Raw genomic sequence first — 22,326 nt, 5'->3', positions numbered from 1 at the left:
TTCTCTTTTGCTTATGAGAATATTTATCATTAATATTGCGCACTGACGAACCTGGCGCCTTGTGCATGAAACGCAAAACCTCACTTCCCGTGTCCTACCGTCTGGCCGTGACTTCGCGCGTGCTGGCGGCGGTGGTCGGCGGTTACCTGCTGGCCTCGCTGGCCAGCGTGTGCATGACGCTGTGGCTGCCCACCGGCCGCGCCGATGCAGTGATCAGCGGCATGCTCAGTTCGTTTGTCTTCTATCTGTTGGCGGTGATCTGGTGTTTTGCCTGCCGTACCGCCTGGCGCGCCTGGTTTGGCGTGTTGCTGCCCAGCGCGATTCTGGCCACGTTCGCCGGGTTGACGTATTGGATGGCGCGCACATGAAAGAGGGCTTTCGCCAGGCCATGGCCTGGTTGCACACCTGGGCCGGGCTGATTTTTGGCTGGCTGCTGTTTGCGATTTTTCTGACGGGCACCCTGTCGTATTTCAAAGACGAAATTACCCACTGGATGCAGCCCGAAGTGCAGGCGCATCCCGTCGACGACGCTCGTAGCCTGGCCGCCGCCCAAACGTATTTGCAGCAACAGGCGCCCAACGCCGCGCGCTGGTTTATTACCTTGCCGAGCAGCCGTGAGCCGGGTTTGTCGGTGATGTGGCAAGACAAGGTCGACCCAGGCAAGCGCGGCAACTTCGTCGAAAAACTCCTCGATCCCGTCAGCGGCCAGCAGGTCCAGGCCCGGGAAAGCAGGGGTGGCGAATTCTTCTACCGCTTCCACTTCCAGTTGCAAATGCCGTATCCGTGGGGTCGCTGGCTGTCGACTATTGCGGCGATGGTGATGTTGGTGGCGTTGATCACCGGGATCATCACCCACAAGAAAATCTTCAAGGACTTCTTCACCTTCCGCCCGCGCAAGGGCCAGCGCTCCTGGCTCGACGGCCACAACGCCGTGGGTGTGCTGGTGCTGCCATTCCACTTGATGATCACCTACAGCAGCCTGGTGATTTTCATGAGCATGGTGATGCCGGCGAGCATCCTCGCTTCTTACGGCAACGACACCCGGGCGTTCTTCAATGATGTGTTCCCGGCCACCGACAATGCGCCGGCCCTTGGCCAGCCGGGGCAGTTATTGCCGCTGGGGCCTATGTACGAGCAGGCGCGCGAGCAGTGGGCCGGTGGGCACGTCGGACGGTTGGTGGTGAACAACCCAAGCGACGTGAATGCCTCGGTCAATGTGTTCCGCGCCGGGTCGGATCGCGTGGTGCACGACTTTGGCAGCACCGCCTCATTCAGCGGCACCACCGGCGAGCTGTTGCGGGTCAGCGGCGAGCAGTCGTTGCCGGCGGCGATCGGCGGCAGCTTCTACGGTTTGCACATGGGCCATTTCGCCGGCCCGGTATTGCGCTGGTTGTATTTCATCTGCGGCCTGGCGGGTACGGCGATGATCGGCACCGGGCTGGTGATGTGGCTGGGCAAGCGTCAGCTCAAACACACCAAAACCGGAGTGATGCCGTTTGAACTGCGGCTGGTGGACGTGCTGAACATCGCCAGCATGTCGGGCTTGATGATCGCCATTGCGGTGTTTTTCTGGGCCAATCGTCTGTTGCCGGCAAGCTTTGTCGGGCGCTCGGACTGGGAAGTAAACGCGTTCTTTATTGCCTGGGGCTTGAGCGTTTTGCACGCCATTGTCCGCCAGGGGCGCCGCGGTTGGATCGAGCAATTGAGCGTGGGCGCGATGTTGTTTATCGGTGTGCCGGTGCTCAACGCTTTGACCACATCGCAGCACTTGGGTGTGTCGCTGGCCAACGGCGACTGGGCCATGGCCGGTTTCGACCTGACGTGCCTGGGCAGCGGCGTGTTCCTCGCCTGGGCTGCCTGGAAAATGCAGCACCGCCGCGCCCCTCAGCCCAAGGCCGAACGTGCCCGGCCGTTGACCCTCAAGGGCGAGGTGAACTGAATGCTGTTGGCGCTGCTGCTGTGTTACGCAGGGTTTACCGCGTTGTGCCTGTCCATGGACCGCCACCATGGCGAACTGCTGCACAGTAAACCCTCGCCGCGTCGGCGCCTGGGTTTGCGCGTGGGCGGCTGGCTGCTGTTGATCGTCTCGATCTGGCCCGCCGTGCGCGCGACTGGCTGGAGCCAGGGTTTGGTGGAGTGGTGCGCGGTACTGATGCTCAGCGGGTTGCTGCTGGTGTTGCTGTTGCCGTATCGGCCAAGGCTGGCCTTGATTCTGGCGGGCGTCGGCCTGCTGGCCAGCCCGGTTGCGGCCTTCGCCACCCTTTGAGCTCATCCTTGATGATCACCACGCCACCCGAACCCAACGAACAGCACGCAGACGCGGCAGGCGGGCGGGCGCATTTTCTGCAGGTGTTCCTGTCCCAGCGTTCGCAGATGGAAGCCTTGGTCAGCCGTCGCGTGGGTTGCCGTGCGACGGCGGCGGACCTGGTGCAGGATTTGTTCCTGCGTTTCTGGCGCCGGCCGCTGGTGCAGGTCGAGGAACTCAGCACCTACTTGCTGCGCTGCGCGGGCAATATCGCCATCGACCACCTGCGCAGCGAAGGCGCCCGGGTGCGCAGCAATGAAGGCTGGCTGCCCGAGCAGCAAGACAACCAGGGTTCCGAACCCCAGGCCGCGCTGGAAGCGGGCAATGACTTGCGCCATGTCGAAGCGGCCTTGCGCAGCCTGCCGGAACGGACCCGGCAGATTTTCCTGCTCAACCGCATCCATGGCCGCAAGTACGCGGAAATCGCCAAGGCCATGGGGCTGTCCCAAAGTGCCGTGGAAAAACATATGATGCGTGCCCTCGAAGCCTGCAAGGCCAGCCTTCGTGACCCATCGCCAAGGAAAGCACCGTGAATTCCACTGCCAGCGTCACCCCGACGCCCGACCAGGAACAGGCCGCACTGGCGTGGCTGAGTCTGTTGCACGACCAGCCCAGCAGCGGCGACCAGGCCACCTTCAGCCGTTGGCTGCGGGCCGACCCGGCGCACGTGGAGGCCTACGCCCAGGCTCAGGTGCTGTGGGAACTGAGTGAAGTGCCGGCGAGAAAGTTGGCCGGTGAGGACGCCTTGGCGTTGCAGGGCTACTTGAACGCGATGAACACCTCGAAGCGCTCCGGTGTGCGGCGCTGGTCCGGCGCGCTGGCGATGGCCGCCTGCCTGCTTGTGATGCTCTCGATGGGGGCCGGGTGGCAGCCGTCGCGCTGGGTCGATGACTTCGGTGCCGATTACGTCACCGCGCCGGGGAGGTGAAGACCGTCACCCTGGCCGACCAAAGCCAGGTCACCCTGGACGCGGACAGCGCCATCGCAGTGGATTTCAAGCATGGCGAGCGCCATGTCCAGCTGCGCCGTGGCGCCGGCTTTTTCAGCGTGACCCACACCGGCGAATCCTTTGTGGTCGAGGCCGGCAGTGGCGAAGCGCGGGTGCTGGGCACGCAATTCGAAGTGCGCCTGCAGCCGGCGGGCGCCCAGGTGACGGTGTTGTCCGGGCGGGTCGGCGTGACGCCGTCCAAAGATGGCCAGCAACAGATTCTGACCGCCGGCCAGCAAGTGGCCTACGCCGACGGTGTCGCCGATGAGCTGCACGCGGTCGACAGCGAATCGCGACTGGCCTGGCGTGACGGTTGGCTCAATTATTACAAGGCGCCCCTGGCCGATGTGGTGCAAGACCTCGGTCGTTATTACCCCGGGCGTATTCTCCTACTCAATGACGACCTCGCCGCCCGGCGTGTCAGCGGCAGTTTCCCGAGCAAGGACCCCCAGGCGGTGCTCAATGCCCTGCAGGCGGTGTTGGGGTTCGAACAACACTCGCTGCTCGGTCGGATGATCGTATTGCGCTAGATACAGAGCGCTACGCTGCAATGGCGTAGCGCTGTCATTACTTGCACCGATTTCCCTTGAAAATCCCCCTGCCTTGGCACATCCGTGTTTGCGGACCTTTCATTTAACCTTCATCGCAATCGCCAAAACCTGTAACCAAATCGTTACGTGATGCACGGATGATCCTCGGATTCCTGAGCAGGTGGTCAGGAAGATTGGCGGCGCTGTTCACCCGGCCGAAATCGCCAATACCTCCCCCATAACAACAGATAGATGCATGTAAGGGATCTACTCGTGACCTACAACAAACTCTATGCCCTGCTTTTAGCATCGGGCCTGGGCGGCTTTGCGCCGCTGGTTTTGGCAGACGACTCCCAGGACGTCGGTTCGGTGCACGTCGCCGGCGAACGTACCCTGGGTACCGGCCACATGATTCAGGAAGAAAGTGCCAAGGCCCGGTCCACCGTGACCAAGGAAGCCATGGACGAAATGTCCCCGACGGCCAACGCCATCGACAAGCTCAAATACACGCCGGGCATCAACGTTTCCAACGATGACGCCAGCGGCATGAGCGGCACCAGCTTCACCATGCGTGGCATGAACTCCGACCAGGTCGGGGTTTCCATGGACGGCGTACCGATCAACGACTCCGGCAGTTATGGCGTGTACGCCAACCAGTTGGGCGACCCGGAAAACGTCGGCGAAGTGTTTGTCACCCAGGGCTCCTCTGAAGCGGACGGCCCGCACATCGGTTCCAGCGGCGGCAACATCGGCATGGTCACGATCCGGCCGACCAAAGAGCCAGGGTTATTCGTCAAGCAGTCCATGGGCTCGAACAACCTGACAAAGTCTTTCGCCCGTATCAACACCGGCGACCTGGGCGGCTTCAAGACCTGGGTGTCGGCCTCTCACACCGAGGGCGACAAGTGGCGCGGCAAGGGCACCCTGCGCGGCGACAAGGTGGAGTGGAGCACGCTGTTCGAAGACGACAACGGCAACACCAGCAACTTCACCATGAAGTACAACACCCAGGAAAACTACAACTACAACACCCTGAGCAAGAGCCAGTTCCAGCAACAGGGTCGCCGTCTGGATTACGCGGAAACGCCGGTCTACAAGAACGGCTTGCTGTCGTCCTCCTACAAGCTCAACCGCAACCCGTTCGAAAGTGTCATGACCACCTTCACCCAGCGCTGGCGCCTGCGTGATGACCTGGCCCTGACGGTTGCGCCTTACTACTACTGGGGCAACGGCGGCAGCTTCAGCGGCCAGACCGCGACCAACCTGGGGCCGAAGTCCGACAAGGCCGGCAACTACGACCTGAGCAACCTCAAGTCGGCCAACTACTATCGCCCTTCATGGACCGAGACCTGGCGCCCTGGCGTCACCGTCAAAATGAAATGGGACATCAACGAGGAGCACAGCCTGGACTACGGCTACTGGTACGAGCGCGCTCGCCAGCGCCAGACCCAGCCGTATATCGGGATCAACAGCGAGGGGGCACCGGACGACGTCTGGGGCGATTACAACAGCGGCGGCCAGGTGGTCGACAAGAACGGCAAGACTGTCCAGGGTCGTCATCAATACACCGTCACCCCGGCCCAGAAACTGTGGGTGCAGGACAGCTGGCAAGCCACGCCAGACCTGAGCTTTGTCGGCGGCCTGGCGTACCAGTACGTCGAGCGTGACGGCGACAACCTCGGCAGCCTGTACGACGCGCCGGAAAAACGTAACGCCCGCTACCATCAGTTCCTGCCGAACTTCAGTGCCAAGTACCAGGTCGACGAGAGCAACCAGGCGTTCTACAACGTCACCCGCAACATGCGTACCCCGCAGAACTACGTGCTGTACAACAAGGGTGACTCCCTCAACCTCAACCCCGAGTTGAGCTGGAACCAGGAGCTGGGCTGGCGCTACACCGAAGAGAAAATGGCCCTGAGCGCCACCCTGTTCTACATCACCTTCAAGGACCGTCAGCTGTCGACCACCGACTTGAACGGTGACTACGTGATGGCCAACGTGGGTGACGTGACCAACAAAGGCCTGGAGCTGGAGTGGAGCGGCCTGCTGCCGTACAACTTCAACTACTACGCGTCGTACACCTACACCAAGTCCGAGCAGCAAGACGACTTTGTCAGCAAGAACGTACTGTTGCCGACCAAGGGCAACCAGTTGGCCAACGTCCCGGAGAACATGTTGAACCTGGTGTTCGGGTATGACGACAAGCGCTACTACGGCAACATTGCCGGCAAGTACGTCGGTGCGTTCTACGGCGACTTGACCAACAACGAGAAAATCTCCGGGCGCACGGTGTTTGACCTCAACGCCGGTATTTACCTGCCGGTGGACAAAAAGGTCTTCAAGTCGGCCGCGCTGCGGTTCTCGATGCTCAACGTGTTCGACAAGGAATACCTGAGCTCGGCGCGTACCGTGTCGTTCAACTCGGCGCCGGTGAATGGCCTGGCGGCCAGTTCGGCGTACTACAACGTGGGTGAAGAACGTACGGCGATGGTTTCCCTGGAGGCCAATTTCTAAGCCACACACCTTCCTGGGTGGGAATGGGCTTGTGTGGGAGCCGGGCTTGCCCGCGATGCAGGCGCCTCGGTCAGTCAGTTGCACCGAGGTGATGCTATCGCAGGCAAGCCAGCTCCCACACAAGCCTGTTCCCACACTGGGTGGGGCTGGATTACTTCAAGGCCGCCATGATCGCTTCCGGGTTGTAGTCCCGAATCAGCGTGCCGTTCACGTCCACAAACGGAATTCCGCCACCCCCCAACGCCTCGTACGCCTTGCGCGCCTGGGCGTCCTTCTCGATATCAAACGCCTGGTAGGGAATCCCTTTGGAATCCAGAAAGCGCCGGATCTGTTTGCAGTAGCCGCACCACTCGGTGGAATACAGCACCACGCGCGCCGCTGCGCGTGTCTGCTCCGGCACTACCTGCGAGGGGTTGAACAACCGCTCGATCTTGCCCCAGTTCTGGAAAACCACCACCACCAGCAATACCAGCAGGACTTTCTTCAGAACCCCGCCCAGCATCAGTTGCGACGCTTGAGCTGGTCGGTCAACTGGGTCGGCAGGCCCTTGATGATCAAGGTGCCGGCGGCTTCGTCGTATTCGATCTTGTCGCCCAGCAGGTGCGCTTCAAAGCTGATGGACAGGCCTTCGGCGCGCCCGGTGAAGCGGCGGAACTGGTTCAGGGTGCGTTTATCCGCCGGGATTTCCGGCGACAGGCCGTAATCCTTGTTGCGGATGTGGTCGTAGAAGGCTTTTGGCCGCTCTTCGTCGATCAGCCCCGACAGCTCTTCCAGGCCCATTGGCTCGCCGAGCTTGGCCTGGCTGCTGGCGTAGTCCACCAGGGTCTTGGTTTTTTCGCGGGCGGACTCGTCCGGCAGGTCTTCGCTTTCCACAAAGTCGCTGAAGGCCTTGAGCAGGGTGCGGGTCTCGCCCGGGCCGTCGACGCCTTCCTGGCAGCCGATAAAGTCACGGAAGTACTCCGAGACCTTCTTGCCGTTCTTGCCCTTGATAAACGAGATGTACTGCTTGGACTGCTTGTTGTTCTGCCACTCGGAGACGTTGATCCGCGCGGCGAGGTGCAACTGGCCCAGGTCCAGGTGGCGCGACGGGGTCACGTCCAGCTGGTCGGTCACCGCCACGCCTTCGCTGTGGTGCAGCAGGGCGATCGCCAGGTAATCGGTCATGCCCTGTTGGTAGTGGGCAAACAGCACGTGGCCGCCGGTGGAGAGGTTGGACTCTTCCATCAGCTTTTGCAGGTGTTCCACCGCGATGCGGCTGAAGGCGGTGAAATCCTTGCCGCCGTCGAAATATTCCTTCAACCAGCCGCTGAACGGGTGCGCGCCGGACTCGGCATGGAAAAAGCCCCAGGCCTTGCCTTGTTTGGCGTTATAGCTCTCGTTGAGGTCGGCAAGCATGTTCTCGATCGCAGCCGACTCGGCAAGCTCGGAGTCGCGGGCGTGGAGAACTGCGGGTGTGCCGTCGGGTTTTTTGTCGATCAGGTGGACGATGCAATGACGGATCGGCATGGGCTTCTCGGCTGGTTGAAGGGGAGTGGTGAGGCTCCCGGAAAAAGTCGCCAGTGTACCGCACCCGCTGGGGATGGCGCTGTTCGGAGGGCATTTTGGGCACCCTCCGACGGTCCATATGCCTTTTTTTCACGGTTTAGAGCGATAAAGCTGACCAAATGGGTATGTTGAGGCGGATATTTCCCCGTCTCTGTGCTAGTTTTGCCCCGTCTTACGCGCAGTCTGGGCGTTAAGCGTGCATTCAGCATTTGTCAGGTCGAACCAAACCCGGTTTCAGGTATCTATAACCCCGATCTTCGTGGTTATAGCCCTTGGGTGCCAGGCCTTGATGGCAGGGCTCGATGGCTGACACTGCACTCTGCAATCCAAATGAATTTGATAGGGAAGGAACACCACAATGGCTATTACTAAAGACCAACTGATCGCTGATCTGGCTGAAGCTGTAGACGCACCGAAAACCACCGTGCGCGCTCTGCTGGACCAACTGAGCCAGATCGTTGCTGATCAGCTGGAAAATGGCGGCGAAATCACTCTGCCAGGCGTTGGCAAACTGAAAGTGACCGAGCGTCCTGCCCGTACTGGCCGTAACCCTTCGACTGGCGCTGCCATCGAAATCGCTGCCAAGAAAGTTATCAAGCTGGTTGTGGCCAAAGGCCTGACCGACGCTGTTAACAAGTAAGACGCAGCAAAAAAACCGCGCTCCGGAGTGATCCGGGCGCGGTTTTTTGTTGCCTGCGATTTATCAGTCTTTACGCGCCCAACGCTGGCGCCACACCTGTTGCTCGCTCGGGGTCTGGAAGGTCCAGGCGACGAAGCGGCTTTGCTTCTGGCCCTGGGACATCTCCACTACCTGGCTCTCCAGCACACCGGCTTTTTTCAGCGCAGTCTGGATCGCCGGCAGGTTCGACGCCTTTGACACCAGGGTGCTGAACCACAGCACTTTATGCTGGAAATGCGCGCTTTCAGCGATCAGCTGGGTCACAAACCGCGCTTCACCGCCTTCACACCACAATTCGGCCGACTGGCCACCGAAGTTCAGCACTGGCAACTTGCGTTTCGGATCAGCCTTGCCCAATGCACGCCATTTGCGCTCGCTGCCCTTGGTCGCTTCATCCATGGAGGCGTGGAAGGGCGGGTTGCACATGGTCAGGTCAAATCGCTCGCCCGGCTCCAGCAGTCCCAGCAGGATCTGCTTGGGGTTGGTTTGCTGGCGTAACTGGATGGCCTTGTTCAGCCCGTTGGACTGCACGATCGCCTTGGCGGCGGCCACGGCCGTCGGGTCGACTTCCGACCCGAGGAAGTGCCAGCGGTATTCGCTGTAGCCAATCAACGGGTAGACGCAGTTGGCGCCCATGCCGATGTCCAGCACCTTCACCGGCGCACCACGAGGGATCACGCCTTCGTTGACGCTGGCCAGCAGGTCGGCGAGGAAGTGCACGTAGTCGGCACGGCCCGGGACCGGTGGGCACAGGTAGTCAGCCGGGATGTCCCAGTGATTGATGCCATAGAACGCCTTGAGCAACGCCCGGTTGAACACCCGTACCGCGTCGGGGCTGGCGAAGTCGATGCTTTCCTTGCCGTACGGGTTGATGATCACGAATTGCGCCAGTTCCGGCGTGGTCTTGATCAGCGCCGGGAAGTCGTAACGGCCCTGGTGGCGGTTACGCGGGTGCAAGGTGGCCTCTTTCCGCGGAACGACGGGCTTGGCCGGGGTCGTGGATTTTGGCTTCTTGCGCGGTGCTTTGGGTGTGCTGGGGGCGGTCATGGGCTGCGTCGATTCTGGGGTTGTTTCAAAAGTGGCGGGTATTGTCACACATTCCTTGGTCGAACTCGGCCAAATGTGGGGGCTGGCTTGCCTGCGATGCAGGCGACGCGGTGTACCTGTCGGACCGAGGCGACGCCATCGCAGGCAAGCCAGCTCCCACAATGATCGGGTTTCCAAAGAGAAATAGCAGTGTTCTGCGGGCAAAAAAGAGACCCGAAGGTCTCTTTTTCACACGGGTTGCCCCTTACAGGCTGGAAATCCGTGCGTGTTGCTCGGCCAGCTTGCCCAAAGCCTGTTCGGCTTCGGCCAGTTTGGCGCGTTCCTTGTCGATGACTTCAGCCGGGGCCTTGTCGACGAACGCCGCGTTGGACAGCTTACCGCCCACCCGCTGCACTTCGCCTTGCAGACGCAGGATTTCCTTGTCCAGGCGCGCCAGTTCGGCACCTTTGTCGATCAGGCCCGCCATCGGCACCAGCACTTCCATCTCGCCCACCAGAGCGGTGGCGGACAGTGGTGCTTCGGCGTCTGCGGCCAATACAGTGATCGACTCCAGCTTCGCCAGCTTCTTGAGCAGCGCATCGTTCTCGGTGAGACGGCGCTGGTCTTCGCTGCTGGCGTTCTTCACGAACACCGCCAGTGGCTTGCCCGGACCGATGTTCATCTCGGCGCGGATGTTGCGCGTGCCGAGCATCAGGGTCTTGAGCCATTCGATGTCGCTTTCGGCGGCCTCATCAATGCGTGCTTCGTTGGCCACTGGCCAAGGCTGCAGCATGATGGTCTTGCCGTCTTTGCCGGCCAGCGGCGCGAGGCGCTGCCAGATTTCTTCGGTAATGAACGGCATGAACGGGTGCGCCAGGCGCAGGGCCACTTCCAGCACGCGGACCAGGGTGTGACGGGTGCCGCGCTGACGTTCGATCGGCGCGTTTTCGTCCCACAGCACCGGCTTGGACAGTTCCAGGTACCAGTCGCAATACTGGTTCCAGATGAACTCGTACAGGGCCTGTGCTGCCAGGTCGAAGCGGAACTGGTCGAGTTGACGGGTCACTTCGGCTTCGGTGCGCTGCAACTGGGAGATGATCCAGCGGTCCGCCAGGGACAGCTCGATGGCCTCGCCGTTCTGGCCGCAGTCTTCGCCTTTATCCAGCACGTAGCGCGCGGCGTTCCAGATCTTGTTGCAGAAGTTGCGATAGCCTTCGACGCGGCCCATGTCGAACTTGATGTCGCGACCGGTGGACGCCAGCGAGCAGAAGGTGAAGCGCAGGGCGTCGGTGCCGTAGCTGGCGATGCCGTCGGCAAACTCGTCGCGGGTCTGCTTCTCGATCTTCTTCGCCAGTTTCGGCTGCATCAGGCCCGAGGTGCGTTTCTGCACCAGGGTTTCCAGGTCGATGCCGTCGATGATGTCCAGCGGGTCCAGGACGTTGCCTTTGGACTTGGACATCTTCTGGCCCTGGCCATCACGTACCAGGCCGTGCACGTACACGGTCTTGAATGGTACCTGTGGGGTGCCGTCGTCGTTTTTCACCAAATGCATGGTGAGCATGATCATCCGGGCAACCCAGAAGAAAATGATGTCGAAGCCGGTCACCAGCACGTCAGTCGGGTGGAATTTCTCGAGGAACTCGGTTTTTTCCGGCCAGCCCAAGGTGGAGAACGTCCACAGGCCCGAGCTGAACCAGGTGTCCAGTACGTCGTTATCCTGTTGCAGCGCCACGTCCGGCCCGAGGTTGTGCTTGGCACGCACTTCGGCTTCATCGCGGCCAACGTAGACCTTGCCCGACTCGTCGTACCAGGCCGGGATCCGGTGGCCCCACCACAGCTGACGGCTGATGCACCAATCCTGGATGTCGCGCATCCACGAGAAGTACATGTTTTCGTACTGCTTCGGCACGAACGCGATGCGGCCGTCTTCCACGGCAGCAATCGCCGGCTCGGCCAGAGGTTTGGTGGACACGTACCACTGGTCGGTCAGCCAAGGCTCGATGACGGTGCCGGAGCGGTCGCCTTTCGGTACTTTCAGGCCGTGGTCGTCAACGCTCACCAGCAGGCCGGCAGCGTCGAAGGCAGCAACGATCTGCTTGCGCGCTTCAAAGCGGTCGAGGCCGGCGTATTCGGCCGGGATCTTGCCGTCGATGCTGTCGTTCAGCGTGCCGTCGAGGTTGAACACCTGGCAGGCCGGCAGAACGGCGGCGTTCTTGTCGAAAATGTTCAGCAGCGGCAGGTTGTGGCGCTTGCCGACTTCATAGTCGTTGAAATCGTGGGCCGGGGTGATCTTCACGCAGCCGGTGCCGAATTCAGGGTCGCAGTAGTCGTCTGCAATGATCGGGATGCGGCGGCCGACCAGCGGCAGCTCAACGAACTTGCCGATCAGCGCCTGGTAGCGCTCATCGTTCGGGTTAACCGCGACAGCGGCGTCGCCGAGCATGGTTTCCGGACGGGTGGTGGCGACGATCAGGTAGTCATTGCCTTCGGCGGTCTTGGCGCCATCAGCGAGCGGGTATTTCAGGTTCCACAGGAAACCTTTCTCGTCGTGGTTTTCCACTTCAAGGTCGGAAATCGCCGTGTGCAGCTTGGTGTCCCAGTTGACCAGGCGCTTGCCGCGGTAGATCAGGCCGTCTTCATGCAGGCGCACGAAGGCTTCTTTCACGGCTTCCGACAGGCCGTCGTCCATGGTGAAGCGCTCGCGGCTCCAGTCGACGGACGAACCCAGGCGGCGGATCTGACGGCTGATGTTGCCGCCGGACTGATCCTTCCATTCCCAGATTTTCTCGAGGAATTTCTCGCGACCCAGGTCGTGACGGTTCTGGCCGGTGGCTTCCAGTTGGCGTTCCACCAGCATCTGGGTGGCGATACCGGCGTGGTCGGTGCCTGGCTGCCACAGGGTGTTGCGACCCTGCATGCGGCGGAAACGAATCAGGGCATCCATGATCGCATTGTTGAAGCCATGGCCCATGTGCAGGCTGCCAGTGACGTTCGGTGGCGGAATCATGATGGTGTAGGAATCGCCCGCGCCTTGCGGAGCGAAATAATTCTCGGACTCCCAGGTCTGGTACCAGGAAGTTTCAATAGCGTGCGGCTGGTAGGTCTTATCCATGCGCGGCGGGACCCTAGTTGGCATTAATTCAGGAAAGCCGGCAAGTATAGCGGGGGAGGGAGCGCAGGGGTAGGAGCGAGAAAGCCCGCTCCTTTATGGAAGCTCAGTTCTGGTACTGGCTCAACAACCGCTCCATGCGCGCATCCAGCCGGCGCTTGATCTCGGTTTCGATATGCGGGGCAAAATCGTCGATCACGTCTTGCATGATCAGTTGCGCGGCGGCGCGCAGTTCGTTGTCCAAGTGCAGCAGCAGGGCGTCGGGGGCTTTTTCGGCGGCAGGTACGGCAACAGCCGCAGCGGGCACAGCTTGTACCGCGGGCGTTTCGAGAGGTTGCGGCGCAACGGGCTTGCCACCGACCATGTCGAACAGCAAAGGAATTTGTACGTCACCGTTGACCGCATCGGTCAGCAGCGGCGGTTGCAGCTCATCATCACCGAGCAGCTTGCGGATCGACTCGAGGTCATCCAGCAGGTGGTCAGAGTCTTTTAGCGGGTTTGGAGTATCCATCATATGCTCAAAGTCGTTGTAGCCGGTGATCTTGCAGAGAATAGCCCTGTTCGCGGTAGAAACGGAAACTCTCCCGCGCGGCCTGACGAATAGCCGGATCTTCCACCACCACTTCCGCCACGCGGGCGAAACCTTTGGCGAAGGCCGGTACTTTCAGGTCGAGGTTGACCAGCAGGTCGGTGTGATCGCCACAGCTGTCGCCCAAACCCAACACCACCAGGCCTTCCGGCTCTGATTCGGCGGGGCCGTGTGGCACGAAGCTTTCGCCCTTGAAGCGCCACAGGCGGGCGTCGAGGTCGTCACGCTGGGCGGCGTCGCTGCAATGCAGGTAGATGCGATGGCCCATGCGCCAGGCTTTTTCGGTGAGCTTGCAGGCAAAGTCCAGGCGCGCGGAAGGATCGGCGCTGGGCAAGATATAGAAGTCGACTTGGGTCATTGCGGTTCCTGAGCCTGGGACGGCGTTGAAATCGCCGCCCCGGGATCGTCATTTTCAGGCTTTGGCGCGGTCCAGCAGGTACTGGGTCAGCAACGGAACCGGACGGCCAGTGGCGCCCTTGTCCTTGCCGCCGCTGGTCCAGGCAGTGCCGGCGATGTCCAAGTGCGCCCAGTTGAAGTTCTTGGCAAAACGCGACAGGAAGCAGGCTGCGGTGATGGTGCCGGCTTTCGGGCCGCCAATGTTGGCGATGTCGGCGAACGGGCTGTCCAGCTGTTCCTGGTACTCATCGAACAGCGGCAGTTGCCAGGCGCGATCGTCAGCCGCCTGGCCGGCGCTGAGCAGTTGGCCGATCAGTTCGTCGTTGTTGCCCAGCAGGCCCGACGTGTGGGCGCCCAGGGCGACCACGCAGGCACCGGTCAGGGTGGCGATGTCGATCACGGCTTGCGGCTTGAAACGTTCGGCGTAGGTCAGGGCGTCGCACAGCACCAGGCGGCCTTCGGCGTCGGTGTTGAGGATTTCCACGGTCTGGCCGCTGAGGGTGGTCACGATGTCGCCCGGACGGGTCGCGCCGCCGCTTGGCATGTTCTCGGCGCAGGCCAGGATGCACACCAGGTTGATCGGCAGCTTGAGTTCCAGCACGGCACGCAGGGTACCGAAGACACTGGCGGCACCGCCCATGTCGTACTTCATCTCGTCCATGCCCAGGCCCGGCTTGAGGCTGATGCCGCCGGTGTCGAAGGTGATGCCTTTGCCGACCAGGGCAAAGGGCTTCTCGGACTTCTTGCCGCCGTTGTATTGCATCACGATCAGGCGTGGTGGCTGGTCGCTGCCCTGGCCCACGGCATAGAACGAGCCCATGCCCAGTTCCTTGATCTTCTTCTCATCCAGGACTTCGACTTTCAGGCCCTTGAATTCCTTGCCCAGCGCCTTGGCTTGCTCGCCCAGGTAGGTAGGGTGGCAGATGTTCGGTGGCAGGTTGCCCAAATCACGGGTGAACGCCATGCCGCCGGCGATGGCCTGGGCGTGGGTCACGGCGCGTTCGACTTCAGCCTGGGCGGCCTTGATGGTCAGCAGGGTGACTTTCTTCAGGGCGCGGGGTTCGGCTTTGGTGCTCTTGAACTGGTCGAAGACGTATTCGCCGTCCAGCAGGCTTTCGGCCAGCAGGCGGGTCTTGCCGTAGCTGTCGCGGCCTTTTACTACGATTTCATCCAGCGCCAGGGCTGCATCAGTGCCGCCCAGGCCCTTGAGGGTATTGAGGATGCCGCTGATGATCTTGCGGAACGGGCGGTCGCCCAGTTCGGCGTCCTTGCCCACGCCCACCAGCAATACGCGGTCGGCTTTAAGGTTAGGCAGGCTTTGCAGCAGCAGGCTCTGGCCCACTTTGCCGGCCAGGTCGCCGCGCTTGAGGACCGCGCTGATGGCGCCGCCGCTCAGTTCGTCCAGTTGCTTGGCGGCAACGCCCAGCTTGCGGCCTTCGCCGACAGCGACCACGAGGGTGGCGGTTTTCAACGTTTCGGGGCTAACGCTTTTTACAACCAGTTCCATTTTCGGGTCCCTTATAAAGGTCAGTGAGCCAGGAGTCTGTACTCCGGCTTGTAAGCTTGGCAGCCTGTAGGCCGCCCGCGACAAAGGCCGCAGTTTGAACCTCGCCGGCCGAGCCTGACAACCCTTGCGGACAGCTTTGTGCACGCGTATGAGCAAGCTCCGTGACAGGTGCGGTCAATCACAGGATAATGCGGCATCTTTTTAGCCGGCCTGCAGCAATGGGTCGACTCGATATGCTTGCTTGTTTGGCCGCCTTAGCCTGACAACCCTGGAGTGTCTGGTTTGATCGTCTTCCGTTATCTGTCCCGCGAAGTCCTGTTGACCCTGAGTGCCGTGAGTGCGGTATTGCTGGTCATCATCATGAGTGGTCGCTTCGTCAAATATCTCGCCCAGGCTGCCTCGGGCGCCCTGGATCCGGGCTCGCTGTTCCTGATCATGGGCTTTCGCCTGCCAGGTTTCTTGCAACTGATCCTGCCATTGGGCCTGTTTCTCGGGATCCTGCTGGCTTATGGTCGCTTGTACCTTGAAAGCGAAATGACCGTACTGTCGGCCACCGGCATGAGCCAGCAACGTTTGCTGGCCATGACCATGGTTCCTGCCACCGGTATCGCGCTGGTCGTGGCCTGGTTGAGCTTGAGCCTGGCACCCCAGGGAGCCTTGCAGTTCCAGTTGGTGCTCAATAAACAGGACGCCATGACCGAATTCGACACCCTGGAGCCGGGCCGCTTTCAAGCGCTCAACGACGGCACCCGGGTGACCTACACCGAACAACTGTCGGATGACCGTGCCAACCTGGGCGGCGTGTTCATCTCCCAGAAAAACCTCGGCCAGAACCAGAAAGACCGTGGCATTTCGATCTTGGTGGCCGACAGCGGCCGGCAGGAAGTGCGTCCGGACGGCAGCCGTTACCTGATCCTGGAAAACGGCTATCGCTATGACGGCAGCCCCGGGCAGGCCGATTACCGCGCAATCAAATACGACACCTATGGCGTGATGCTGGCCCGGCCGGATGTCAGCGACGAAGTCACCGACCGTGACGCGATCCCGACGCCAGACCTGATCGGCAGCAAGGAACTGCGCTCGATTGCCGAGCTGCAATGGCGGATTTCCCTGCCGCTGCTGGTGTTTATCGTGACCTTGATGGCCGTGCCGCTGTCCCGGGTCAACCCGCGCCAGGGCCGCTTCCTCAAGCTGTTGCCGGCGATCCTGCTGTATATGGCTTACCTGACCATCCTGATTTCCGCCCGCGGCTCCCTGGAGAAGGGCAAGCTGCCGCCCGCCCTTGGGCTGTGGTGGGTCCACGGGATCTTCCTGGCGATTGGCCTGGGCCTGCTTTATTGGGAACCGTTGCGCTTGAAGATGCAGAGTCGTCGCAGCATGAAGGAGATGGCTCGTGGTTAAGCTCGACCGCTACATTGGTAGCAGCGTTCTGGTCGCAATCCTTGCGGTATTGGGCATTATTCTGGGTTTGGCCTCGTTGTTCGCCTTCATTGACGAGGTCGGCAACGTCAGCGATACCTACACCGTCACCGACGTTCTGAGCTACGTGGCGCTGACCGCGCCCCGTCGTCTCTACGACATGATGCCGATGGCTGCGCTGATCGGCTGCCTGATCGGCCTGGGCAGCCTGGCCAGCAACAGCGAACTGACCATCATGCGTGCGGCGGGTGTTTCCATCGGCCGCATCGTGTGGGCGGTCATGAAGCCCATGCTGTTGCTGATGGTGGTCAGCGTGCTGATCGGCGAATACGTGGCGCCTCCGGCCGAATCCACGGCCCAGGCCAATCGTGCCCTGGCCCAGGGCTCGGGTGATGCCCAGAGCTCCAAGCATGGCCTGTGGCACCGCCAGGGTGAGGAGTTCATCCACATCAACGCCGTGCAACCGGGCGGCCTGTTGGTCGGTGTCACGCGCTACCACTTCGATAAAGAACGTCACCTTCTGTCGTCCAGCTTCGCCAAACGTGCGCAGTACGCCGACGAAAAGTGGCAACTGAGCGAGGTGAGCACCACCTATTTCCGCGATATCGGCAAGGGCGCGGCGTCGAGCACCGAAGTGATCAATGTGCCGACGGAGCAGTGGGATATTTCCCTCAAGCCTGAATTGCTGAACACCGTGGTGATGATCCCCGAAAGCCTGCCGATCTCCGGCCTTTGGGGTTATATCCACTACCTCAAGGACCAGGGCTTGAACAACGGTCGTTACTGGCTGGCGTTTTGGGTCAAGGTGTTGCAGCCGGTGGTGACCGCTGCGCTGGTACTGATGGCGATCTCGTTCATCTTCGGCCCGCTGCGCTCGGTAACCCTCGGTCAGCGCGTGTTTACCGGCGTATTGGTGGGGTTCACCTTCCGTATTGCCCAGGACCTGCTGGGGCCATCCAGTCTGGTATTCGGCTTCTCGCCGCTGTTTGCGGTGCTGGTGCCGACCGCGATCTGCGCCGTGGCCGGCTTCTGGCTGTTGCGCCGGGCCGGTTGAGCCCGCGCTTATGAACAAAAAATGCCCCGCTCGAACGATCGGGGCATTTTTGTTCTTGGTCACCATGGATGACGTCTGGTCTGCGCATCAGGTACAATTCCCGGCTATTTTTCAGCGGGCAGTCTGCCTGCAGCCTTTTTGAGTGTTGATCCGTGAGTGATTTGAGTCATATCCGCAATTTCTCCATCATCGCCCACATTGACCATGGCAAGTCGACGCTGGCCGATCGATTCATCCAGATGTGCGGCGGCCTTGCCGAGCGTGAAATGGAAGCCCAGGTGCTGGACTCCATGGACCTCGAGCGCGAGCGCGGGATCACCATCAAGGCCCACAGCGTTACTCTGTATTACACCGCCAAAGACGGTATCAAGTACCAGCTCAACTTCATTGACACCCCGGGCCACGTCGACTTCACCTATGAAGTCAGCCGTTCGCTTGCGGCCTGTGAAGGTGCGTTGCTGGTGGTGGACGCGGGCCAGGGTGTTGAAGCCCAATCCGTAGCCAACTGCTACACCGCCATCGAGCAAGGCCTGGAAGTGATGCCGGTGCTGAACAAGATCGACCTGCCACAGGCCGATCCGGACCGCGTCAAGGAAGAGATCGAGAAGATCATCGGCATTGACGCCACCGACGCCGTCGAGTGCAGTGCCAAGACCGGCCTGGGCGTCGACGAAGTGCTCGAGCGCCTGGTCAAGACCATTCCAGCCCCCACCGGCAACTACGAAGATCCGCTGCAAGCGTTGATCATCGACTCCTGGTTCGACAACTACCTGGGCGTTGTTTCCCTGGTACGCGTGCGCCACGGCCGTGTGAAGAAGGGCGACAAGATCCTGGTCAAATCCACCGGCAAGATCCACCTGGTGGACAGCGTCGGTGTTTTCAACCCGAAGCACACCGCAACCGCTGATCTGAAAGCCGGTGAAGTGGGCTTCATCATCGCCGGTATCAAGGACATCCACGGTGCACCGGTAGGTGACACCCTGACCTTGAGCTCCACCCCTGACGTCGACGTGCTGCCGGGCTTCAAACGCATCCAGCCGCAGGTTTACGCCGGTCTGTTCCCGGTCAGCTCAGACGACTTCGAGGATTTCCGCGAAGCCCTGCAGAAGCTGACCCTCAACGACTCGTCGTTGCAGTACACCCCGGAAAGCTCCGACGCCCTGGGCTTCGGCTTCCGCTGTGGTTTCCTGGGCATGCTGCACATGGAAATCATCCAGGAGCGCCTCGAGCGCGAATACGACCTGGACCTGATCACCACCGCGCCGACGGTTATTTTTGAGCTGGCGCTGAAAACCGGTGAAACGATTTACGTCGACAACCCGTCCAAGCTTCCGGATCTGTCTTCCATCGAGGACATGCGCGAACCGATCGTGCGGGCCAATATTCTTGTGCCGCAAGAGCACCTGGGCAACGTCATTACCCTGTGTATTGAAAAGCGTGGCGTACAACACGACATGCTCTTCCTCGGTACCCAGGTGCAAGTGACCTACGATTTGCCGATGAACGAAGTGGTCCTCGACTTCTTTGACCGTCTCAAATCCACCAGCCGCGGCTATGCTTCGCTGGATTACCATTTTGATCGTTACCAATCAGCTAATCTGGTGAAGCTGGATGTGCTGATCAACGGCGACAAGGTGGATGCCCTGGCGCTGATCGTGCACAAGGACAACGCGCACTACAAAGGTCGCCAGTTGACCGAAAAGATGAAAGAACTGATTCCGCGCCAGATGTTCGACGTCGCGATCCAGGCCGCCATTGGCGGGCAGATCATTGCACGGACCTCCGTCAAGGCACTCAGAAAGAACGTACTGGCCAAATGCTATGGCGGCGACGTCAGCCGTAAGCGCAAGCTGCTCGAGAAGCAAAAGGCCGGTAAAAAACGCATGAAGCAAGTGGGCAACGTGGAAATTCCACAAGAAGCCTTCCTTGCGGTGCTCAGGTTGGATAGTTAGGTCCTATGTCACTAAATTTCCCGCTGTTGCTGGTCATCGCCGTTGCCGTTTGCGGTCTATTGGCGTTGCTCGATCTGGTGTTCTTCGCCCCGCGTCGCCGGGCAGCCATCGCGTCCTATCAGGGCAGCGTCAGCCAGCCCGATGTGGCGGTGATCGAGAAACTGAACAAAGAGCCAATGCTGGTTGAATACGGCAAGTCGTTCTTCCCGGTGTTGTTCATCGTGCTGGTGTTGCGTTCGTTCCTGGTGGAGCCGTTTCAGATCCCTTCGGGCTCGATGAAACCTACCCTGGACGTGGGCGACTTCATCCTGGTGAACAAGTTTTCTTACGGGATCCGCTTGCCGGTGATCGACAAGAAAGTGATCGAGATCGGTGACCCGCAGCGCGGCGATGTGATGGTGTTTCGCTACCCAAGCGACCCGAACGTCAACTACATCAAGCGTGTAGTGGGCCTGCCGGGCGACGTGATTCGCTACACCAGCGACAAGCGCCTGTTCGTCAACGGCGAGTCGGTGGCAGAAAAACTGATCGGTTCCGAGCCAAACACCCTGGGCAGCGCCGAGCTGTACCAGGAGAAACTCGGAGCGGTAGAGCACGAAATCCGCAAGGAAATGAGCCGCTACCGTTCGCCGCCTGACAACCAGTGGACAGTGCCTGCCGGGCACTACTTCATGATGGGCGACAACCGCGACAACTCCAACGACAGCCGTTACTGGGATGATCCCAATATTCCCAAGGACCTGCTGGGCATGGTCCCCGACCAGAATATCGTCGGCAAGGCCTTCGCGGTCTGGATGAGTTGGCCGGAACCCAAGCTCAGCCACCTGCCGAACTTCTCGCGGGTCGGGCTGATCAAGTAATCCATGCGGCGCTGTGAACACAGCGCCGAATGCTTTTCTGGGGCTTGGACAAAGTCCGGCTCCATGCAGCAACCACCAGGATTTGAATTTGAACACAGCGTTAATCGTCGCAGGCCACCGGTGCCTCGAACTGAATGTGGGTAAACCGTGAGCGTTTCTCTAAGCCGTCTCGAGCGTCAGCTCGGCTACACCTTCAAGGATCAGGAATTGATGATCCTTGCCCTTACACACCGCAGTTTTGCCGGGCGTAACAACGAGCGCCTGGAATTCCTCGGTGATGCCATCCTCAATTTCGTCGCCGGTGAAGCCCTGTTCAATCGCTTCCCCCTGGCCCGCGAAGGCCAGTTGTCGCGCTTGCGTGCGCGCCTGGTGAAAGGTGAGACCCTGGCCGTACTGGCCCGTGGTTTCGACCTGGGTGATTACCTGCGCCTGGGCTCCGGCGAGCTGAAGAGCGGCGGTTTCCGTCGCGAGTCGATCCTGGCCGACGCCCTTGAAGCGCTGATCGGCGCGATCTACCTCGATGCGGGCATGGAAGCGGCCAAAGAGCGCGTCGTCGCCTGGCTGTCGACCGAGATCGAAAGCCTGACGCTGGTAGACACCAACAAAGACCCCAAGACCCGCCTGCAGGAATTCCTGCAGTCCCGTGGTTGCGACCTGCCGCGTTACGAAGTGGTGGATATCCAGGGTGAGCCGCATTGCCGAGTCTTCTTCGTCGAATGTGAAATCACCTTACTGAATGAAAAAAGCCGAGGTCAGGGTGTGAGCCGTCGTATTGCCGAACAGGTAGCGGCCGCTGCAGCACTGATTGCCCTGGGCGTGGAGAATGGCCATGACTGATTCAACCGCAACTCGCTGTGGCTATGTTGCCATCGTCGGCCGTCCGAACGTGGGCAAGTCCACGTTGCTGAACCACATCCTGGGACAGAAGCTGGCGATCACTTCGCGCAAGCCTCAGACCACCCGCCACAACATGCTGGGCATCAAGACCGAAGGCGCCGTCCAGGCGGTGTACGTTGATACCCCGGGCATGCACAAAGGCGGCGAAAAGGCCCTTAACCGCTACATGAACAAAACCGCTTCGGCGGCGTTGAAAGACGTCGACGTGGTGATCTTCGTGGTCGACCGCACCAAGTGGACCGACGAAGACCAGATGGTTCTGGAACGCGTGCAGTACGTCACCGGCCCGTTGATCGTCGCGTTGAACAAGACCGACCGTATCGAAGACAAAGCCGAGCTGATGCCGCACCTGAGCTGGCTGCAGGAACAACTGCCGAACGCCCAGATCATGCCGATCTCGGCCCAGCACGGGCACAACCTCGAAGCCCTGGAGCGCGTGATCGCCGGTTACCTGCCGGAGAACGAGCACTTCTTCCCGGAAGACCAGATCACCGACCGCAGCAGCCGTTTCCTCGCCGCCGAACTGGTACGCGAGAAAATCATGCGCCAGATGGGTGCCGAGCTGCCGTACCAGATCACCGTCGAAATCGAAGAGTTCAAGCAGCAGGGCAAGACCTTGCACATCCACGCGCTGATCCTCGTTGAACGTGACGGCCAGAAGAAAATCATCATTGGCGACAAGGGCGAGCGCATCAAGCGCATCGGCACCGAAGCGCGCAAGGACATGGAATTGCTGTTTGATTCCAAGATCATGCTCAACCTGTGGGTGAAGGTTAAGGGTGGCTGGTCTGATGATGAGCGTGCGTTGCGTTCGTTGGGTTACGGCGACCTGTAAGCCCTGACCGGATTTGTGGGTGAGGGGCTTGTTGTGGCGAGGGGGCTTGTCCCCCGTTGGGCTGCGAAGCAGCCCTAAAAGCAAACAATAAGGTCTTTCTGAAAGACTGCAGCTACTTTGT

The 22,326-nt window shown here is 60.6% G+C and carries 19 protein-coding genes and 1 pseudogene; 13 read left to right on the top strand and 7 right to left on the bottom strand.

Annotation, left to right across the window (positions count from 1 at the left end):
- The first annotated feature begins 65 nt into the window (after window positions 1–65).
- From JFV30_RS02390 to JFV30_RS02365, 6 genes and pseudogenes are all read left to right on the top strand, one after another.
- Window positions 66–368: a DUF3649 domain-containing protein gene (locus tag JFV30_RS02390; protein WP_010176946.1), complete on the top strand. Its 303-nt coding sequence runs from the start codon at window positions 66–68 to the stop codon at window positions 366–368.
- A complete protein-coding gene (locus JFV30_RS02385) occupies window positions 365–1,939 on the top strand; it encodes a PepSY-associated TM helix domain-containing protein (protein WP_201121707.1) in 1,575 nt (524 codons plus the stop codon). Before JFV30_RS02390 ends, JFV30_RS02385 begins: the two co-directional genes overlap by 4 nt.
- Window positions 1,940–2,266 (top strand): DUF3325 domain-containing protein, encoded by a 327-nt coding sequence (locus JFV30_RS02380; RefSeq protein ID WP_201121705.1) that lies wholly within the window; start codon window positions 1,940–1,942, stop codon window positions 2,264–2,266.
- Between the two features lie 8 nt (window positions 2,267–2,274).
- The gene (locus JFV30_RS02375; protein ID WP_446739846.1) at window positions 2,275–2,838 is read left to right on the top strand and encodes an RNA polymerase sigma factor; all 564 of its coding nucleotides are present in this window, start codon (window positions 2,275–2,277) and stop codon (window positions 2,836–2,838) included.
- Window positions 2,835–3,823 (top strand): annotated as a pseudogene (locus JFV30_RS02370) (FecR family protein). The gene JFV30_RS02375 and the pseudogene JFV30_RS02370 overlap by 4 nt, the downstream one beginning before the upstream one ends.
- 273 nt (window positions 3,824–4,096) lie before the next feature.
- The gene (locus JFV30_RS02365) at window positions 4,097–6,337 is read left to right on the top strand and encodes a TonB-dependent receptor domain-containing protein (protein WP_201121701.1); all 2,241 of its coding nucleotides are present in this window, start codon (window positions 4,097–4,099) and stop codon (window positions 6,335–6,337) included.
- Between the two features lie 151 nt (window positions 6,338–6,488).
- On the opposite strand, the gene JFV30_RS02360 is transcribed toward JFV30_RS02365, so the two are convergent.
- Together JFV30_RS02360 and yejK are read right to left on the bottom strand one after the other, a co-directional pair.
- Window positions 6,489–6,839 carry a glutaredoxin family protein gene (locus tag JFV30_RS02360; RefSeq protein WP_003212747.1) on the bottom strand — a complete coding sequence of 117 codons (351 nt, stop codon included), beginning with the start codon at window positions 6,837–6,839 and terminating at the stop codon, window positions 6,489–6,491.
- Complete coding sequence (gene yejK / locus JFV30_RS02355) at window positions 6,839–7,843, bottom strand: nucleoid-associated protein YejK (RefSeq protein ID WP_010176940.1); 1,005 nt, start codon at window positions 7,841–7,843, stop codon at window positions 6,839–6,841. The genes JFV30_RS02360 and yejK overlap by 1 nt, the downstream gene beginning before the upstream one ends.
- A 397-nt stretch (window positions 7,844–8,240) precedes the next feature.
- Between yejK and JFV30_RS02350 the strand changes: the two genes are divergently transcribed.
- A complete protein-coding gene (locus JFV30_RS02350) occupies window positions 8,241–8,522 on the top strand; it encodes an HU family DNA-binding protein (RefSeq protein ID WP_003212743.1) in 282 nt (93 codons plus the stop codon).
- Between the two features lie 63 nt (window positions 8,523–8,585).
- Here JFV30_RS02350 and rlmF read toward each other — a convergent pair whose 3' ends face one another.
- The 5 genes from rlmF to JFV30_RS02325 form a co-directional block, all read right to left on the bottom strand.
- A complete protein-coding gene (rlmF, locus tag JFV30_RS02345; protein ID WP_010176939.1) occupies window positions 8,586–9,608 on the bottom strand; it encodes a 23S rRNA (adenine(1618)-N(6))-methyltransferase RlmF in 1,023 nt (340 codons plus the stop codon).
- Window positions 9,609–9,852: 244 nt separating this feature from the next.
- Window positions 9,853–12,699: a valine--tRNA ligase gene (locus JFV30_RS02340; RefSeq protein WP_201121698.1), complete on the bottom strand. Its 2,847-nt coding sequence runs from the start codon at window positions 12,697–12,699 to the stop codon at window positions 9,853–9,855.
- A 103-nt stretch (window positions 12,700–12,802) separates the two neighbouring features.
- The gene (locus JFV30_RS02335) at window positions 12,803–13,207 is read right to left on the bottom strand and encodes a DNA polymerase III subunit chi (protein WP_201121696.1); all 405 of its coding nucleotides are present in this window, start codon (window positions 13,205–13,207) and stop codon (window positions 12,803–12,805) included.
- A 7-nt stretch (window positions 13,208–13,214) separates the two neighbouring features.
- A complete protein-coding gene (locus tag JFV30_RS02330) occupies window positions 13,215–13,643 on the bottom strand; it encodes a DNA polymerase III subunit chi (protein WP_102605183.1) in 429 nt (142 codons plus the stop codon).
- Between the two features lie 54 nt (window positions 13,644–13,697).
- The gene (locus JFV30_RS02325) at window positions 13,698–15,188 is read right to left on the bottom strand and encodes a leucyl aminopeptidase (RefSeq protein ID WP_010176935.1); all 1,491 of its coding nucleotides are present in this window, start codon (window positions 15,186–15,188) and stop codon (window positions 13,698–13,700) included.
- Between the two features lie 282 nt (window positions 15,189–15,470).
- Between JFV30_RS02325 and lptF the strand changes: the two genes are divergently transcribed.
- From lptF to era, 6 genes are all read left to right on the top strand, one after another.
- Window positions 15,471–16,589, top strand: coding sequence for an LPS export ABC transporter permease LptF (gene lptF, locus JFV30_RS02320; protein WP_010176934.1), 1,119 nt, complete (start codon window positions 15,471–15,473; stop codon window positions 16,587–16,589).
- A complete protein-coding gene (gene lptG, locus JFV30_RS02315; protein WP_201121695.1) occupies window positions 16,582–17,661 on the top strand; it encodes an LPS export ABC transporter permease LptG in 1,080 nt (359 codons plus the stop codon). Before lptF ends, lptG begins: the two co-directional genes overlap by 8 nt.
- Window positions 17,662–17,813: 152 nt before the next feature.
- Window positions 17,814–19,613, top strand: a complete 1,800-nt coding sequence (gene lepA / locus JFV30_RS02310; protein ID WP_029616179.1) for a translation elongation factor 4 — start codon at window positions 17,814–17,816, stop codon at window positions 19,611–19,613.
- Window positions 19,614–19,618: 5 nt separating this feature from the next.
- Complete coding sequence (gene lepB, locus JFV30_RS02305) at window positions 19,619–20,473, top strand: signal peptidase I (RefSeq protein ID WP_003210437.1); 855 nt, start codon at window positions 19,619–19,621, stop codon at window positions 20,471–20,473.
- A gap of 147 nt (window positions 20,474–20,620) precedes the next feature.
- Entirely contained in the window at window positions 20,621–21,310 is a 690-nt protein-coding gene (gene rnc, locus JFV30_RS02300; RefSeq protein ID WP_003210434.1) for a ribonuclease III, read from the top strand.
- On the top strand, window positions 21,303–22,205 hold the full coding sequence (gene era / locus JFV30_RS02295) for a GTPase Era (RefSeq protein ID WP_003210432.1): 903 nt from the start codon (window positions 21,303–21,305) through the stop codon (window positions 22,203–22,205). Before rnc ends, era begins: the two co-directional genes overlap by 8 nt.
- Window positions 22,206–22,326: the final 121 nt, after the last annotated feature.

The organism is Pseudomonas sp. TH32, assembly GCF_016650855.1.
Taxonomy (GTDB): domain Bacteria; phylum Pseudomonadota; class Gammaproteobacteria; order Pseudomonadales; family Pseudomonadaceae; genus Aquipseudomonas.
Note: the sequence above shows the minus strand (reverse complement) of the source record. Positions and strands in the feature narration are given on the sequence as shown.